18 protein-coding genes are annotated in these 13,104 nt (G+C 67.5%); 4 read left to right on the forward strand and 14 right to left on the reverse strand.

The genetic code is table 11. From position 1 onward, the window contains the following. Positions 1-14: 14 nt before the first annotated feature. The gene (locus ACLJO0_RS29295) at positions 15-641 is read left to right on the forward strand and encodes a hypothetical protein (protein WP_410581872.1); all 627 of its coding nucleotides are present in this window, start codon (positions 15-17) and stop codon (positions 639-641) included. A gap of 159 nt (positions 642-800) precedes the next feature. Here ACLJO0_RS29295 and ACLJO0_RS29300 read toward each other — a convergent pair whose 3' ends face one another. The 5 genes from ACLJO0_RS29300 to ACLJO0_RS29320 all read right to left on the reverse strand — a co-directional run bounded on the left by ACLJO0_RS29300 (position 801) and on the right by ACLJO0_RS29320 (position 4,508). After that, positions 801-1,541 (reverse strand): transposase, encoded by a 741-nt coding sequence (locus tag ACLJO0_RS29300; RefSeq protein ID WP_410581873.1) that lies wholly within the window; start codon positions 1,539-1,541, stop codon positions 801-803. A 281-nt stretch (positions 1,542-1,822) separates the two neighbouring features. Beyond that, positions 1,823-2,263, reverse strand: coding sequence for a GbsR/MarR family transcriptional regulator (locus ACLJO0_RS29305; protein WP_410581874.1), 441 nt, complete (start codon positions 2,261-2,263; stop codon positions 1,823-1,825). Further along, complete coding sequence (locus tag ACLJO0_RS29310; RefSeq protein WP_410581875.1) at positions 2,260-3,084, reverse strand: alpha/beta fold hydrolase; 825 nt, start codon at positions 3,082-3,084, stop codon at positions 2,260-2,262. The genes ACLJO0_RS29305 and ACLJO0_RS29310 overlap by 4 nt, the downstream gene beginning before the upstream one ends. A 749-nt stretch (positions 3,085-3,833) precedes the next feature. Beyond that, positions 3,834-3,986: a hypothetical protein gene (locus ACLJO0_RS29315; RefSeq protein ID WP_410581877.1), complete on the reverse strand. Its 153-nt coding sequence runs from the start codon at positions 3,984-3,986 to the stop codon at positions 3,834-3,836. Between the two features lie 255 nt (positions 3,987-4,241). Continuing rightward, on the reverse strand, positions 4,242-4,508 hold the full coding sequence (locus ACLJO0_RS29320; RefSeq protein WP_410581879.1) for a hypothetical protein: 267 nt from the start codon (positions 4,506-4,508) through the stop codon (positions 4,242-4,244). A gap of 436 nt (positions 4,509-4,944) precedes the next feature. Between ACLJO0_RS29320 and ACLJO0_RS29325 the strand changes: the two genes are divergently transcribed. Then, on the forward strand, positions 4,945-5,415 hold the full coding sequence (locus ACLJO0_RS29325; protein ID WP_410581880.1) for a hypothetical protein: 471 nt from the start codon (positions 4,945-4,947) through the stop codon (positions 5,413-5,415). 268 nt (positions 5,416-5,683) lie between these two features. Further along, positions 5,684-6,364: a fasciclin domain-containing protein gene (locus tag ACLJO0_RS29330; protein ID WP_410581882.1), complete on the forward strand. Its 681-nt coding sequence runs from the start codon at positions 5,684-5,686 to the stop codon at positions 6,362-6,364. Positions 6,365-6,632: 268 nt separating this feature from the next. Here the strand turns inward: ACLJO0_RS29330 and ACLJO0_RS29335 are convergent, their stop codons facing one another. After that, positions 6,633-7,292, reverse strand: coding sequence for an anti-sigma factor family protein (locus tag ACLJO0_RS29335; RefSeq protein WP_410581883.1), 660 nt, complete (start codon positions 7,290-7,292; stop codon positions 6,633-6,635). Beyond that, positions 7,289-7,819 (reverse strand): sigma-70 family RNA polymerase sigma factor, encoded by a 531-nt coding sequence (locus ACLJO0_RS29340; protein ID WP_410581885.1) that lies wholly within the window; start codon positions 7,817-7,819, stop codon positions 7,289-7,291. The genes ACLJO0_RS29335 and ACLJO0_RS29340 overlap by 4 nt, the downstream gene beginning before the upstream one ends. A 143-nt stretch (positions 7,820-7,962) precedes the next feature. On the opposite strand from ACLJO0_RS29340, the gene ACLJO0_RS29345 reads away from it, so the two are divergent. Beyond that, entirely contained in the window at positions 7,963-8,817 is an 855-nt protein-coding gene (locus ACLJO0_RS29345; protein ID WP_410581887.1) for a DUF4394 domain-containing protein, read from the forward strand. Between the two features lie 149 nt (positions 8,818-8,966). On the opposite strand, the gene ACLJO0_RS29350 is transcribed toward ACLJO0_RS29345, so the two are convergent. The 7 genes from ACLJO0_RS29350 to ACLJO0_RS29380 form a co-directional block, all read right to left on the reverse strand. Then, complete coding sequence (locus ACLJO0_RS29350; RefSeq protein ID WP_410581889.1) at positions 8,967-9,965, reverse strand: ferritin-like domain-containing protein; 999 nt, start codon at positions 9,963-9,965, stop codon at positions 8,967-8,969. A 578-nt stretch (positions 9,966-10,543) separates the two neighbouring features. After that, positions 10,544-11,116 carry an alkaline shock response membrane anchor protein AmaP gene (gene amaP / locus ACLJO0_RS29355; protein ID WP_410581891.1) on the reverse strand — a complete coding sequence of 191 codons (573 nt, stop codon included), beginning with the start codon at positions 11,114-11,116 and terminating at the stop codon, positions 10,544-10,546. Then, entirely contained in the window at positions 11,113-11,640 is a 528-nt protein-coding gene (locus ACLJO0_RS29360; RefSeq protein ID WP_410581893.1) for a DUF6286 domain-containing protein, read from the reverse strand. The genes amaP and ACLJO0_RS29360 overlap by 4 nt, the downstream gene beginning before the upstream one ends. Next, positions 11,637-12,041, reverse strand: coding sequence for an Asp23/Gls24 family envelope stress response protein (locus ACLJO0_RS29365; RefSeq protein WP_410581895.1), 405 nt, complete (start codon positions 12,039-12,041; stop codon positions 11,637-11,639). Before ACLJO0_RS29365 ends, ACLJO0_RS29360 begins: the two co-directional genes overlap by 4 nt. A 5-nt stretch (positions 12,042-12,046) precedes the next feature. Then, positions 12,047-12,223, reverse strand: coding sequence for a hypothetical protein (locus ACLJO0_RS29370; RefSeq protein ID WP_044850562.1), 177 nt, complete (start codon positions 12,221-12,223; stop codon positions 12,047-12,049). Beyond that, positions 12,220-12,525, reverse strand: a complete 306-nt coding sequence (locus tag ACLJO0_RS29375) for a hypothetical protein (RefSeq protein WP_410581897.1) — start codon at positions 12,523-12,525, stop codon at positions 12,220-12,222. The genes ACLJO0_RS29370 and ACLJO0_RS29375 overlap by 4 nt, the downstream gene beginning before the upstream one ends. Further along, positions 12,522-12,992, reverse strand: coding sequence for an Asp23/Gls24 family envelope stress response protein (locus ACLJO0_RS29380; protein ID WP_410581899.1), 471 nt, complete (start codon positions 12,990-12,992; stop codon positions 12,522-12,524). The genes ACLJO0_RS29375 and ACLJO0_RS29380 overlap by 4 nt, the downstream gene beginning before the upstream one ends. Positions 12,993-13,104 lie beyond the last annotated feature (112 nt).

Genomic DNA, 13,104 nt, shown 5'->3' on the forward strand with positions numbered 1-13,104 from the left:
GCCCGAGGAGATTCATGAAGTACGACCGCACAGCGGTATTCGCCGCCGGTTTTGCCGCACTGGCCCTGCTGTCCGCCTGCGGGAGTGGGGACAAGAGCGCCGCCGCACCGGTCGAGGGCTCCACGCCGGCCGCCGCCGAGTCCTCGTCCGCCGCCCCGAGCGCCGCGCCCACCGGTTCGACCGATTCCGCCGAGATCACCAAGCCCGGCACCAAGCTGAAGGTCGGCGACCGCGCGGTGGTGCCGTTCAAGTACGGCACGGACAAGACCGGCACCATCGCGATCACCGTCGACTCGATCGACGTCGGCCCGAGCACGGATCTGGCGTCCGTCGGCGAGAAGGCCAAGGGCCTGAGGCCGGTGTACATCCGGTTGACGGTGGAGAACGTCGGCGGCACCGATCTCGCCCACAGCGTGGTGAGGCTGCGCGCGCAGGGCCCGGATGGCCGCAGTACCGGCGTGGTCGTCACCGGGGAGATCCCGAAGTGCAAGGCCGCGTCCGCGACGAAGGACTTCACCACCGCCGGGGCGAAGTACAAGACCTGCGAACTGCAAGCCGTCCGCGAAGGCAGCGAGGTCGGCGCCGCCACCTACACCGACACCGAGAAAATCAAGGACGCCCCGATCGTCTGGAAGAAGTAGCAACGTCCGGAACCGCGGTCCTACCGCTTCTAGTAGTGCTTTGTTAGGTGCTGTTGAGCTGGGGTTTCTGTTGCGGGGTTCGGGTCTGGATTGGTTGTCGGCAGGTGCCTGTCCAGGCCGCGAGCAGAGTTTGGAGTTCGCGCAGGACTGCGTAGAGGGTCAGGCCTGCGCAGGGGCTTTTGGGGTGCGGCGCAGCTGGGTGCAGATGGCTTGCGCGACCGCGGCGAGGGTGACGTGGCGGCGCCAGCCGGTCCAGGAGCGGCCTTCGAAGTGGTCGAGGCCGAGGCCGTCTTTGAGTTCGCGGTAGTCGTGTTCGATGCGCCAGCGGATTTTGGCCAGCCGTACCAGGTCTCGCAGCTTCGTGTCTGCGGGGAGAGTGGAGAGCCGATAGTCGGCGGGTTCGGGTTCGCCGGGTGGCCATTCGGCCAGTAGCCAGCATTCGGGCAGGCTCCCGTCGCTGCGGCGGGGGATGTTGCGGTTGGCCGGACGCACTCGCAGGGCGAGGAACCGTGATCGCATGCTCGCGGTCGGGTTGCCGGGGGACTTGCGCGATCCGTGTCTCCAGGTCACGAACCGGCCTGCTGATCGCCCAGCCACCATCACGAGGGACTTCAGATTGATCGGCTGGTCGGGATAGCGCGGCTGCGGTGGTCGTCCGGCGCCGCGATGGGCCGGGGTCACCGGCACTTCCTCGGCGGGCTGGGCGGTCGCGGGCGGGGTGACGGCCAGCACGTAGGTCAGGCCGCGTTCGGTGGGGCCGAGCCGGAATTCGGTGGCGTCGCCGTAGCCGGCGTCGGCCACCACCGGCCGGGGCTGGACACCGCGGCCGTCGTCGCCCGGCGCGAGATCATGCGGCTCGCTCCGACGAGCGTCCTCTGCCCGATGAGGATCGGCATTCACAGTGGACGCTACCCAGTCGGCGCCTGGTAGTAGGTCGTCAATAGCATCTCAGGTATAGAAGTACTTCCCCGTGGAACGGGCTGAGAGAAACCCTCGACTCGAGGGTCTCTTCCGCGCCCCTGCACGGAGGACACCATGCTCGAGCACCAGCTTCGAGTGGGTCAACCAGGTCCTCGACGACCGTGACCAAGGATTGTCGTCATGGCATTTCGCACGGGGAAGCGTGCGTGCGTCGGGATCGACGTCGCGTTCCCGGGTATGGCGGCGGGTCAGGCGCCGCGTTACGAACGCCTGTTTCGCAACATCTGCTCTCCTGCGTCCACATAGGACTCGAAGAAGTCCGCGACCTCCGTGAGCCGGGACTGGGCGCGTTCGTCCTCCGCACTCGTCGTTCCGGTCCGGAGCACCCGGACGAAGGCCCGCGTCCGTTCGTGACTGGCCGCGAGGAGCTGCTCGAACCCGCCCACCACCTCGACGAGCAGCCGACGACTGCCCGGCTGCGGGATGGTCCTGGCGAGCCCCCAGGAGACCAGCTCGCGGACGGCCACGCTCACCGCTCCCTTGCTGAGGCCGAGTGCCTCGCCGAGTTCGTCCAGCGACGCGGGACCCGCGTTGAGCAGGAGCCGCCCGTAGACTCTGCCCGTAGCCCGGGGCAGGTTCCACGACGCGAGAAAGTCGCCCATCGCCGTGGCGAACGCGGCCCGGTCGGCGGCCGCGGTCATGCCGAGCGCTCCTCGATCGCCGCGTCCCAGCCGTTGATGATGTCCCGGATCACCGTGCTCACCGCGTCCGCCGCGTCGAGGGTGACCACGTGTCCGGCATCGGGAACGACGTGCTCGGTCACGCCTTCGGCCCGCGCCCAGCGAGGCATCGCGACCGCGATGTTGCCGGTGCGGTCGCGGTCGCCGCGGATGAGGCCCAGTGGCACGGGGGTGCGGTAGCCCGGTTCCGGGGCGACGAACGACACGGTGGCCCGCCAGACGTCGAGGAAGACCTGTTTGGGCATGTTCGCGAACGTCGCCTCGGACTCGGCGATCCCTTCCGGAGTCACGGCCGAGGCCCTGGCCATGAGACCCGGGAGCCGCGAGGCGGGGATGAGGGCGAGCGCCGGAGCGGCGAGTTTCAGCGAGAACCGCTCGACCGCGGTGAGCGGACCGGTGTTCCACGTCGAGTCCACGACGACGAGACCGGACACGCGCGCGGGAAAGCGACGGACGAGTGCCTGCGCGAGGTTCCCGCCGAGCGAGTGCCCGACGAGGACCGGACGGTCGAGACCGAGGTGATCGAGGAGGGCGCTCAGATCCTCGAGCGCGCTCGCCGCGGTGAACCGGACACCCGGCGCGAGGCTCGACTCGCCGTGGCCCCGCTGATCCCAGCTGACCACCCGGTGACCAGCCTCCTTCAGGGCCAGCGCCTGCGCGTCGAACATCCGGTGGTCCATCCCTGCGCCGTGCGTGAAGACGACGGGACACCTGTCCCCCGCCAGGTCGCCGTACCGCAGCACCCCACCGTCGCGAGTGAGCACCCGATCTAAATTCACCATATTCTAAATATAGCCTACATCCGCGTACCTGCTGGGGTGAACCTGCTGGACGGAGTGCTGGCGACCGAGCGCACCGAAGCCTGGTCAGGTCCGCCGCTGCATCGACATCTACCAGGCCAGCGCCGGCCCGCACCCGCGACACCCTCGCCGACTGGCTGACCGGGCTCCACCTCGTCGCGCCGGGCATCACGGTCATTGGAAAACCGGGTCGGGAGTTCGCCCGGACTCAGCCCGGGGTGCGCGCCGCTGTCCAGCCCATATCCGCCAGATTTGAGCTGGTGGTCCGATTGAGGGGCGTTACTCGCTGGTTCCTGCACGTATACCTTTCCGTCTCGCTCGCCGGACCCGGACCGTCTGGCAGTACCGGTCCGTCCCGGCTTTGTCAGGGCTGCTTGCCACCCTCACCCGCACCTCCGGGCTCAGACTGCCCTCAGCTCCACACCGCCCGTCACGACAGACAGCGGATGGAGTCCTTTTAGCTCCACTCGGTCAAACAACGCCTCGTGGCGCACACCGACTTCCGACCAGCCGATCAACAAGAGTGGCCAACTGCGTCGAAGAGTGCCCGGCCGATCTCCCAGCGATGAGCGGTTCAGCCACGTTCAATGCCAGCGTGACGACGCTCGAAACGAGCAGGAGCCATTGCGCTGGCCGGATCACCTCGGCTGAGGCTCCACACAGAGACAGCTGCCGGATCGCGATCAGCAGGGCTAGCACCGACAAGTCCACGGCGGGCGCGATCAGTGGCGCTACCCAGCCAGATACGCCGAGCCGAAGCCCGAAGGCCAGGACGTTGCCGAACCGAACAGGAACGTCAACCCCACGATGACGCCGACGATCACGGTGACCAGCTGCAGAACAGCGTCACGCCCAACCGAAAAGCCAACAGCTTTGGCAGACACGAAGTCACTCCTCGTAACCAGCCATCCAAGATCAACTGGCGATACTCAGGCGACCAGAACGCGCCGCAACGCGTTCGAAGTCGTCCCAACGAGGAGGAACGAGAGACCGCGGACCTGCAACAACAGAGGAAACGCCTGGTCAGGAGCGCATTCGATCTTCCCTGACACGGAAGAGGTCACTGGTTCGATCCCAGAATCGCGCACCATCTGTTTTCGCAGGTCAGAAGCCCTGCTCCTCCTCGGAGGGGCGGGGCTTCAGTCGTTCTCAAGACGGCATTCGATGGCATTCGGGGTCATCTCGACGACGTTGCCGCCGAGCGGTCCGCCGACGAACACGGCCAGTTGCAGTTCGGTGTCACCGGGGACGACGCGGTACTGGTCGAAGCCCGTGGTTCCCGCGTGCGGCGAGGACCTCGTCACCGACGAAGAAGTTGCCTGTCGTTTCGCGGACGGGCGGGTGAGGATCGTGTAGGCGGCGTCGGCCATGACAGCGGGCGTGCGGGACTGGCGGCGGCGCCTCATTGTTCGGATTCTTAGCGAAGTCAAAGGAATTACTTGCCCTGAACCGGGCGGCGCCTTCGACGTCTTCGCCTCAGCGGAAGGTGTCGGGAAACGAATCCGCGGCCGCCGCCCGGAAACGACGATCGAACTCGCCGCGTTATTACTGGAGAAGCCGAGGTGACTGTCGTTGCCGGCGAATCATTCGGCACCTGCGGTCATCTTCGTCTGTCCTACGCGCTGAGTGACGAGCACCTCGTCGAGGCCGATCACCCCGGCGGCCGTCTCGGCCAGGGGTCGTGCCGGCGTATCCCACGTCGTAGCTTGCCGAGTCCGTGCCACCCGCCAGCAGGATCTGCCCGGATTTCAGCGGCACGGCCCGGTGGAACGTTCGGCCGGTGGGCAGGTTTCCGCCCGCGGTCCACGCCCCGGTCGCCGGGTTGTAATGCTCCGTGCGCCATTGGCTGAACGCGACGTAACCGCGCTCTATTCGCAGTTGCGGGCCGTTGCCACCCATCGTGCACACGGCGCCATCGGGCAGCAGCACCGCCTGATGGTTTCGACGTGGTACCCGCATGCTGCCGGTGGGCGCCCAGGTCTGCGCGACCGGATCGTAGAGTTCGCAGAACGCTTGGCCGATGCCACGGTGGACGTCGATTCCGGTATCGCCACCGATCAGCAGGACGCGGCCGTCGGGGCCGGCTCGTCCCGCGCCGGCCCATCCCAGGGTGGCACCGTGCCGGCACCGGGGCCGCTCTGGTCGCTCCACACATTTCCGGGCACACCTACCTGCTTCCACGGCGTGTTCGGCCACCGCGAGATCGGATCGGAGGCCGCGCAAACTCCAACTGTGACGGGGTTGATTCCGTTCACTACGACGTTGCCGGAATTGTCGATGTCTGAAGATCGCCGGTATCGCGAACTGATGTGAACGTCCGAAAGTGCGGTCAAAGGGCCCGATTTGACGCGCGAATGTAGCTATTCGGGGGTAGTGGTCCCGGAACTCGTCGAAGTACCCCGACGACCAGCACCGTGCCCGACAGCACGACCGGCTGGCACAACGTCACGTTCACCGCCGCCTGAGAAAGAACGCCGAACGACCAATCCACGTCACCGGCAGCCCCGAATCCCTTGCAAGAAGACAAAACGAGTCGTCCACAACGGACAACACCAGCCGCCTCAACCTGGAGTGGTATTTCATGAACAAGCTTCGTGTCGCAGGAATCGGTTTCACCGCGGTCGCCGCCCTTGCCCTGTCCGCCTGCAGCGGTGACGACGCCCCTGCATCCGGCAATGCCGCCAACACCCCCGCTCCCGCCGCGTCTTCGCCGGCCCCGATGTCCAGCTCCGGCTCGACCGGCTCGCCCGACGGCGTGACCACCAACGCCGACGTGTTCGGCCCGGCCTGTTCGAAGCTGCCGCAGGGCAGTGAGCCCGGTTCGCTGGACTCGATGGGCCCGCAGCCCGTCGCCAGCGCGGCATCGACGAACCCGCTGCTGACCAAGCTGGTCGCCGCGGTCAAGGCCACCAACCTGGTGGACACGCTCAACAGCCAGCAGGCCATCACGGTGTTCGCCCCGGCGGACCCGGCCTTCGCCGCCCTCGGTGACGCCAAGTTCGCCGAGCTGGCGGGCAAGCCGGACCAGCTGGCCCCGATCCTGCAGTACCACGTCGTCGGGAAGCGTTACGACGCCAAGGGCCTCGCGACCGCCGGTTCGGTCGACAGCCTCAACACCGCCGGCGGCCCGGTCAAGATCGAAGGCACCGGCGACACCATGACCGTCAACGGCGCCAAGATCCTCTGCGGCAACATCCCCACCAAGAACGCCACCGTCTTCGTCATCGACAAGGTCCTCACCCCCGGTACCAACAAGAACTAGCCCTCACGTCCGGGTCATCGCTCCCCCCGTCGATGACCCGGTCACGGTGGCCGCCGCAGCTGTCGGACTCTTCAGCCGCGGCGGCCACTTCCATACCCACACCACCCGTCCGGGGTGTGGGCTCCAGCCACGCGGCAGGATGAGCACGACCTGCCGTATGGGGAACGCTGTAGCGGCGGCGTTCCGCCGGTCGTCGCCGTCGCTGGTTCACTCCATGGCCACGGCGACGGCCGGCCCCTTCGCGATCCTCGAGTGGCCGCGCACCGGGTCAGAAGTCGGACACGAGGACCACCTGTCCCCCAGCGTCGAACACACGGAATCCGGCGGCGCCCGTGCGCAGTACGGAACTATTGAGATTACAGCGCATTTCCGCGGCACCTGTGCCGATGAACTCGCCCGCGGCCGCTTGGGCTCCCGTCTCGTCCACGACCACTACGCGATACCGCTTGTTCGCGTCGAATCCCGTCCCCGTCAGCTTGATCTCGACGCCCCAGGTATGGGGAACGAGCCCGGCGGAAGCGTGGATCGCCGGAACCGACGTGGTCACCGGCACCGTTTCGAACGGCCCCGGCGCGGGGGTGTCCGGATGCGCGATCCAGCCGGCACCGGCACCGCACACCAGCGCGATCACCGCGGCGGCCACCCAACGGGGTGGGCGCCAACGGGTACGGCGCGAGCCCTCGATGACCTTGCGCACGACCGCGTCGCCGAGATCGGGTGGCACCGTCACCTGCCCGTGTTCGCTGACATGCCCGGCTTCGGCCAGGCCCAGCGCGCGCACGACCGGGCTCAGTTCTCGTAGCTCCGAACGGCATTCCGCACAGCCGGACAGATGCGCGTCGATCTTGAGTCGTTCGTGCTCGTCAAGCCGGTCGAGCGCGTAACCGCCCAAGGTTTCCCGCAGAACGCGGTGATCATCGGGATTCACAGCTCGACCCCCATTTCCTCCATCACGACGCGGAGCGCCCGCAAACCGTAGAACAGCCTCGTGCGCAACGTCCCGACCGGGATTCCCAGCTCGGCGGCGACCTCCGCGTACGGCCGGCCACGCAAATGGGTTTCGACAAGGCACACCCGGTGTTCCGGGGTGATCCGCCGCAACGCTTCTTCCACGAGCCAGGCGTTGACCTGTCGTTCGTCGAACCCCGTCTCGGTGGGCTCATCGGCCAGACCGAACTCCCTGGCCGGGCGGACGGACCGGCGGCGCATCTCGTCGGTGATCACATTCCTCGCGATCGCGAACAGCCACACCCGAAGGCTCGCCACCTCGGGGTCGAACCTATCCGCCGCCCGCCACGCCCGGAGGAACACCTCCTGCACCACGTCCTGTGCCGCGCCGTCGTCGTTCAGCTGCCGCATCGCGAACCGGTACAGCTCCGGTCCGTGCGCGTTGTACACCGCACGAAGCGCGTGCTCCCCGGTCAGGCCGAGGCCACCACCGGCCGATCTGCTCATTCCGTGTCCCTCCTGCCGAACTGTGTTCGGAACAGACAGGGCGAATGTTCATCCGATCCCCGAATTTCCGGAAACGGATGAACGCGAAGGACACCACGGCCGTATACACCGGCCGTAAACCCTCTCGACAAACAGGAGCTGACATGCGCAGAACCACCCGCGCGCTGGTGACCGGAAGCGTGATACTGGCCCTTATGGCGAGCGGCACCGTCGCCTCCGCCACGCCGACGAGGAACAACGACTGCGACATTCTCGTCTTGAGCGAAAACGGCACCCTGAGCAGACACCACTGCGAACGGCCACTGCTGCCCGCTTCGGCGAAACGCATCTCCGGACTGGCCGGAGGCGACCGGCTGATCGGCCTCGACACCCGGCCCGCCACCGGCGCGCTCTATTCGCTGTCCGGCTCGGGGCAGCTGTACCGGATCGATGCCAAGACGGCCGAGGCCACCGCGGTCGGTTCGCGGATCACCTTGGGCGGCAAGGCGATCGGTTTCGACTTCAACCCGGTCGTCGACCGGATCAGGGTCGTGACCGACAGCGGCGTCAACCTCCGCCTGCACCCCGACACCGGGGCGATCGCGGGCACCGACACACCGCTGAGCTACCCGGGACGGACACTGACTCCCCGCGTGACCGCGTCCGGCTACACCAACAGCGTCGCCGGGGCGACCTCAACCGCCCTCTACGGCCTCGACTCCAAACACGACACCCTGGTCGAACAGGGCAGCCTCCCCGGCGAGACACCGGTCGTCTCACCCAACACCGGCCAGCTCACCACGGTCGGCGGACTCGGGCTGAACATCAGCTCAGTGAACGGTTTCGACGTCGCCGGCGCCGCGAAAGCCGGTGCGTACGACCCGCGCGATTACCAGGCCGTCGCGGCCGTGCGGGCGCACGGTATCCCGTTCCTGGTCCGCATCGACCTGGCCACAGGGCGAGCCCGCGTCCTGTCGCCGCTGCTCACGCATCCGGTCGGCCTCACGCTGACGAGCTGATCCTCCTACCCGGGCAGCGCCGCACACTTCGCTGTCTCGAAAGACCCCTGACGACTGTCGAAAGGGGACCGAGATAGGCGGGAAGCGGAGGTCAGGCTCGACGTTGTGGCCGGGCCGAGCGGAGGCGCCCGCTCGGCCCGGCCACAGTGTCAGCCGTTGGCGGCGCTGGTGTTCACGTCACCGTTGACACCCTTGGGGAAGAACCCGCCCGACGTGGCTGCCTTGGGAGTCAGGTAGACGATGTTGAGCACCTGGCCCGGTGACCGGCTGAAGGCGATCCCGTTGCCGTCCGTGGGAACGATGTTCGCGCGGCCCTGCCCGTCGACGACGCCCTGGTCGAGGTCCGTCGTGCCGTCGAGACTGTCACGGGCGTTGGAAAGCTTGACACTGGCTTCCCTGAGATCCCGCCCCAGCAGGCCGAGACCGAGAATTCCGCCGCTGTGCTGGTAAAGCGCGGTACGGATGCCCGCGGCGTGGTAAGCCTCGACGGCGAGAATACCGGCGGCGGCCTCGAGGTAGGTCTTGTTGCTGATCAACGGCGCCGCTCCCTTGTACGCGGTGACACCGACGTCCTCGAACAGATAGGCGGCGAGCAGGAAGTTCTCCTCACAGGCGAAAGCGTCGAAGCTCTGGCCTTTCCTGACCAGCCCGGCCGCTTGAGCCGCCGCGGTGAAGCTGGATTGCAGATCGATCGCCGGCCGACTGACCGCGGCCGAGCCGAGCGCGGTGCGGAGGAACTCCACATGGGCTTTCTCGTCGGAGGCGATCTCCTGGGCGTACTGGCGGGCGGCCTTGGTCTTGAACCGCACCGCACGACCACCGGTGACGCCACCACGGGTTCCCGTGCCGGTGGTCAGTGAATCGGCAAGCCCCTCCCCCGTGACGGCGTGGAGATAGAACTCGGCTTCCAGGTATTCCAGGTTGAGGGCGAAGTTGAGTACGGCACCGTCGCTGATTCCCTCGGCCGCCGCTTCCCCCGCCGCCTGCCGGACTGTGGCAGCGGAAGCGGGACCGGCCAAGCCACCGAGGGCTCCCGCCCCGACCACCCCGAGTCCCGTCATCCCGGCAGCGCGCAGGAACCGACGCCGATCCTGTGGGTTCTCGGCACTACGGTTGATCATCGATGCGGCATAGCGTTTGCCAAACACGTGCGATCTCCTTCCCGCCCGTGCCCTGGCTACGCACGACAACGGGCGTGCCCACTACCACGCGCGGCCCCAGGGAGGGCAGGGTTGACCTTCGCGGACACCTTGCTTTCGTACTCGCGGACGGCACGGCTTGGTGCACTCACCAACCTTTTGCGTCGGCCTCCCGAAGGTCGACGTCGAGTCCGAGCTCTCCCGCACAGCCGTCGTTCAGGCTGAGGTCATCCAGGTCCCCACTGGACCGCAACAAGCGTGGTCACCCGCTAGTGTCGTGCACCGGAGGTTCGCGCCGTAAATCCGTATCGATATCGGGCCGTTTCGCGCCTGGTCCGGGGTCATGAGGTGAAGATGAGGCTCTTGACCGTCCACAAGGGACGCCGGGCAGGCAATATTGTCCATTTTGGGTACATTGCGCGGAGGTCGCGAGTGGTAATGAGCGTTCTATTGAGGAGAAGGTCAAACGTGTCGTGTTCGTGGGTGGGGCTGGTGGTGGAGTGAAGGCTCCCTTCGCCGCGTCTGATGCGGCGAAGGGAGCCTTCGGCACCGCCGAATTACCACACGAACTTCCGGCTCGGGACCCGCTAGAGGGCGCGCGCTCCCGTCTTGGCAGTAAAGCGGAACTCGACGGTCACCGGCAGTGTGTCGAGGTCGAGTGCCTGCCGCAGTCGCGGGAGACCGTCGGTGTCGATCCGGCGGCGGATCTCGGTGACGTCGCCGTCCTGTTCGGCGCTGATCACCAGCGCGACGGCCGGTGTGTCACGGGTCCCCGCGAGCGTCGCGTGCGCGGCGTGGACGCCGGGATAGTTCGACACCTCGGTGACGAACGGCTCGATCGCGGTACCCGCGGCCAGCTCGGTGCGGCCGGCGGCGGGATCGGTCTCGAAGCGCCAGGTGTGGGTCTTGGGCTTCCGGGTCAGCTGCGCGATGAGCCACCGCAGCACGAGCAGGCCCAGCACGACCGCGACCGCGGCGGCGACATAGAGCGTCCACGCAGGCGGCTGTCCCGTACCGGCCACCAACGCGGATTCCCGTCGCAGGACGGTGAGCCTGCCGAAATGGGTGAGCAGGGTGAAGGCACCGGCCGCGATCAGGACGAGTCCGAAGAAGGCGAGCAAAGTGCGATTGAGCCGGGCGGGCCGGTTGAGGCTGGTCATGACGCGCTCCTGGCACTGCGGACCTTGACCTTGACGGCCGGGCGGAGGGCGGGGTCGATCTGGTCGAGCCGGTGCGTGATCGCGCCACGAACGGCTTCGGCGAGACCGTCGGTGGTCGCCCGCCCGGTGCTCACTTTCGCGGATACCTTGCGGGACTTGAGTTTCACTGTCGCGCTGGACACACCGTCCACTGTGGCGGCCGCGACTCGAAGGGTGGAACGGTAGCTTCGGCGCGAAGCTCCGGAATCCAGATCGCCTCGAAGCGGCAGGACGGTGAGCCTGCCCGGCAGGACAGCCGCCAAGGCCAGGATCAGCCCGAGGAGCACCGCGACGGCGCCGATGATGGCCGTCGCGACGTCGCTCCAACGCAGGTCGTGCAGGGTGCCGGCGACGGTGTCGTAGCGAATCCAGGGAGTTTCCCCGAGGAGCATCTGGATCGCGACGACCGCGACGAGGGCGCAAGCGGCGAGCAGGACGATCGCGGTGAGAGTCGTGGGAATGCTGCGGCGTGGGCGGCGTTTCACTGGACCCTCCTGGTTTCGGCGGTGGCGGTGTGCAGCGCGGTGACGGTGATGTCCACTTGCGTCACCGTGAGACCGGTGAACTCCTCGACGCGGCGCATCAGGTGCCGCCGGGCGTCCTCGGTGGCGCGCGAGACCGACATCGGATAGCTGATGGAGATCCGGACGTCGAGGGTGGCCGTGTCACCGGTGACTTTCGCGGTGACCTTGGCGCTGTTGTCGAGGTCTTCGCCACCGACGGCGACACCGAGCACGCGGCTCGCGGCGCCGCCGACGCCGTCGACCTCGGTCACCGCGTGCGCCGCGATCCGCTGCACGGTGCTGTCGGAAATGGTGAGGACGCCCCGGTCTCCGGCATCGGCGGGAGTCGTTCCGAGGGTCGCGCTCGACAGGGTGGCGGTCATGGCGGTCAGCCCCTGTCGCGTCCGGTGAGTTGCGAAAGATCGAGTTTGCCGTCGAGGACACGGCCGGCCAGCAAGCCGAGGGCGCCGAGGACCAGGACGATGATGAAGGCGCTGAACCCGCCGAACGCGGCCGCGAGTCCGAGAGCGAGGCCGGTGAGAAGGCCGAGATGCGTGGAATTCATGGTTTCTCCTTGGCTGTGCCGGTCGGTGCGGGGGCGATATCGCCGATCCGGACATGTACCGGGACGCCGACCGGCCCCACCGCGGCGCGGACGTCGTCGCTGATCTCGACGGCGGTCGCCGGGTAACGGCCGGTGACACCGATGGTGATCTCGTCTTCACGGATGCGGATACCCGGGATCCGGCGTCCGCGCAGGAGGGTGGCGATCTCGCCGAACCGGCCGCTGTGCAGGCCCGCGACGTGGGGTTGGGCCTGCACAGCGGCGGCGATGCGGTCGGCGTCGATCTCGACGCCGAGGCTCACTGGACGCGGCCGGTGTCGGTCTTGGCGTCCTCGTCCTCGTCTTCACCGGGGATGTGCACGTCGGAAACGTTGATGTTGACCTCGACGACCTCGAGCCCGGTGATCTGCTCGACCGCGCCGATGACGTTCCTGCGCACCGCGCGGGACAGGTCGGCGATGGACACGCCATACTCGACGAGGATCTGCAGGTCGACCGCGGCCTGCTTCTCGCCGACCTCGACCGAAACACCCTGGCTCGCCGACGCCGTGGCACCGGGAATGCGCTCACGGATCGCGCTGAACGCCCGGGCCGCACCACCACCGAGGTCGTACACGCCGGAGATCTCCCGGGTCGCCAGACCGGCGACCTTCGCCACCACGGTGTCGGCGATACTGGTCGTGCCCTTGCTCGACTCCAGCGTGCCCGTGCCGGTCTTCTCGACCTCGGACGACTGGCTGGAGGCCTTGGAAGCAGTCGAGTTCGTCATGCCTTCTCCTCTGGTCGGTTCCTGTGGTCTCCGCGGAAGCTCGGAATTCCATCCTTACTTCCACACCACTAAGACCCGGCACCGAGAAGATCGTCACGACCCCATCGTGTGA

It is taken from the genome of Amycolatopsis sp. lyj-108, from assembly GCF_046549005.1.
Lineage (GTDB): Bacteria > Actinomycetota > Actinomycetes > Mycobacteriales > Pseudonocardiaceae > Amycolatopsis.

Coding starts and splice junctions, on each gene's coding strand:
- ACLJO0_RS29295 (WP_410581872.1), top strand. CDS start 15: ATGAAGTACGACCGCACAGCGGTATTCGCCGCCGGTTTTGCCGCACTG.
- ACLJO0_RS29305 (WP_410581874.1), bottom strand. CDS start 2,263: ATGACCGCGGCCGCCGACCGGGCCGCGTTCGCCACGGCGATGGGCGAC.
- ACLJO0_RS29310 (WP_410581875.1), bottom strand. CDS start 3,084: ATGGTGAATTTAGATCGGGTGCTCACTCGCGACGGTGGGGTGCTGCGG.
- ACLJO0_RS29320 (WP_410581879.1), bottom strand. CDS start 4,508: ATGAGGCGCCGCCGCCAGTCCCGCACGCCCGCTGTCATGGCCGACGCC.
- ACLJO0_RS29330 (WP_410581882.1), top strand. CDS start 5,684: ATGAACAAGCTTCGTGTCGCAGGAATCGGTTTCACCGCGGTCGCCGCC.
- ACLJO0_RS29340 (WP_410581885.1), bottom strand. CDS start 7,819: ATGAGCAGATCGGCCGGTGGTGGCCTCGGCCTGACCGGGGAGCACGCG.
- ACLJO0_RS29345 (WP_410581887.1), top strand. CDS start 7,963: ATGCGCAGAACCACCCGCGCGCTGGTGACCGGAAGCGTGATACTGGCC.
- amaP (WP_410581891.1), bottom strand. CDS start 11,116: ATGACCAGCCTCAACCGGCCCGCCCGGCTCAATCGCACTTTGCTCGCC.
- ACLJO0_RS29365 (WP_410581895.1), bottom strand. CDS start 12,041: ATGACCGCCACCCTGTCGAGCGCGACCCTCGGAACGACTCCCGCCGAT.
- ACLJO0_RS29370 (WP_044850562.1), bottom strand. CDS start 12,223: ATGAATTCCACGCATCTCGGCCTTCTCACCGGCCTCGCTCTCGGACTC.
- ACLJO0_RS29380 (WP_410581899.1), bottom strand. CDS start 12,992: ATGACGAACTCGACTGCTTCCAAGGCCTCCAGCCAGTCGTCCGAGGTC.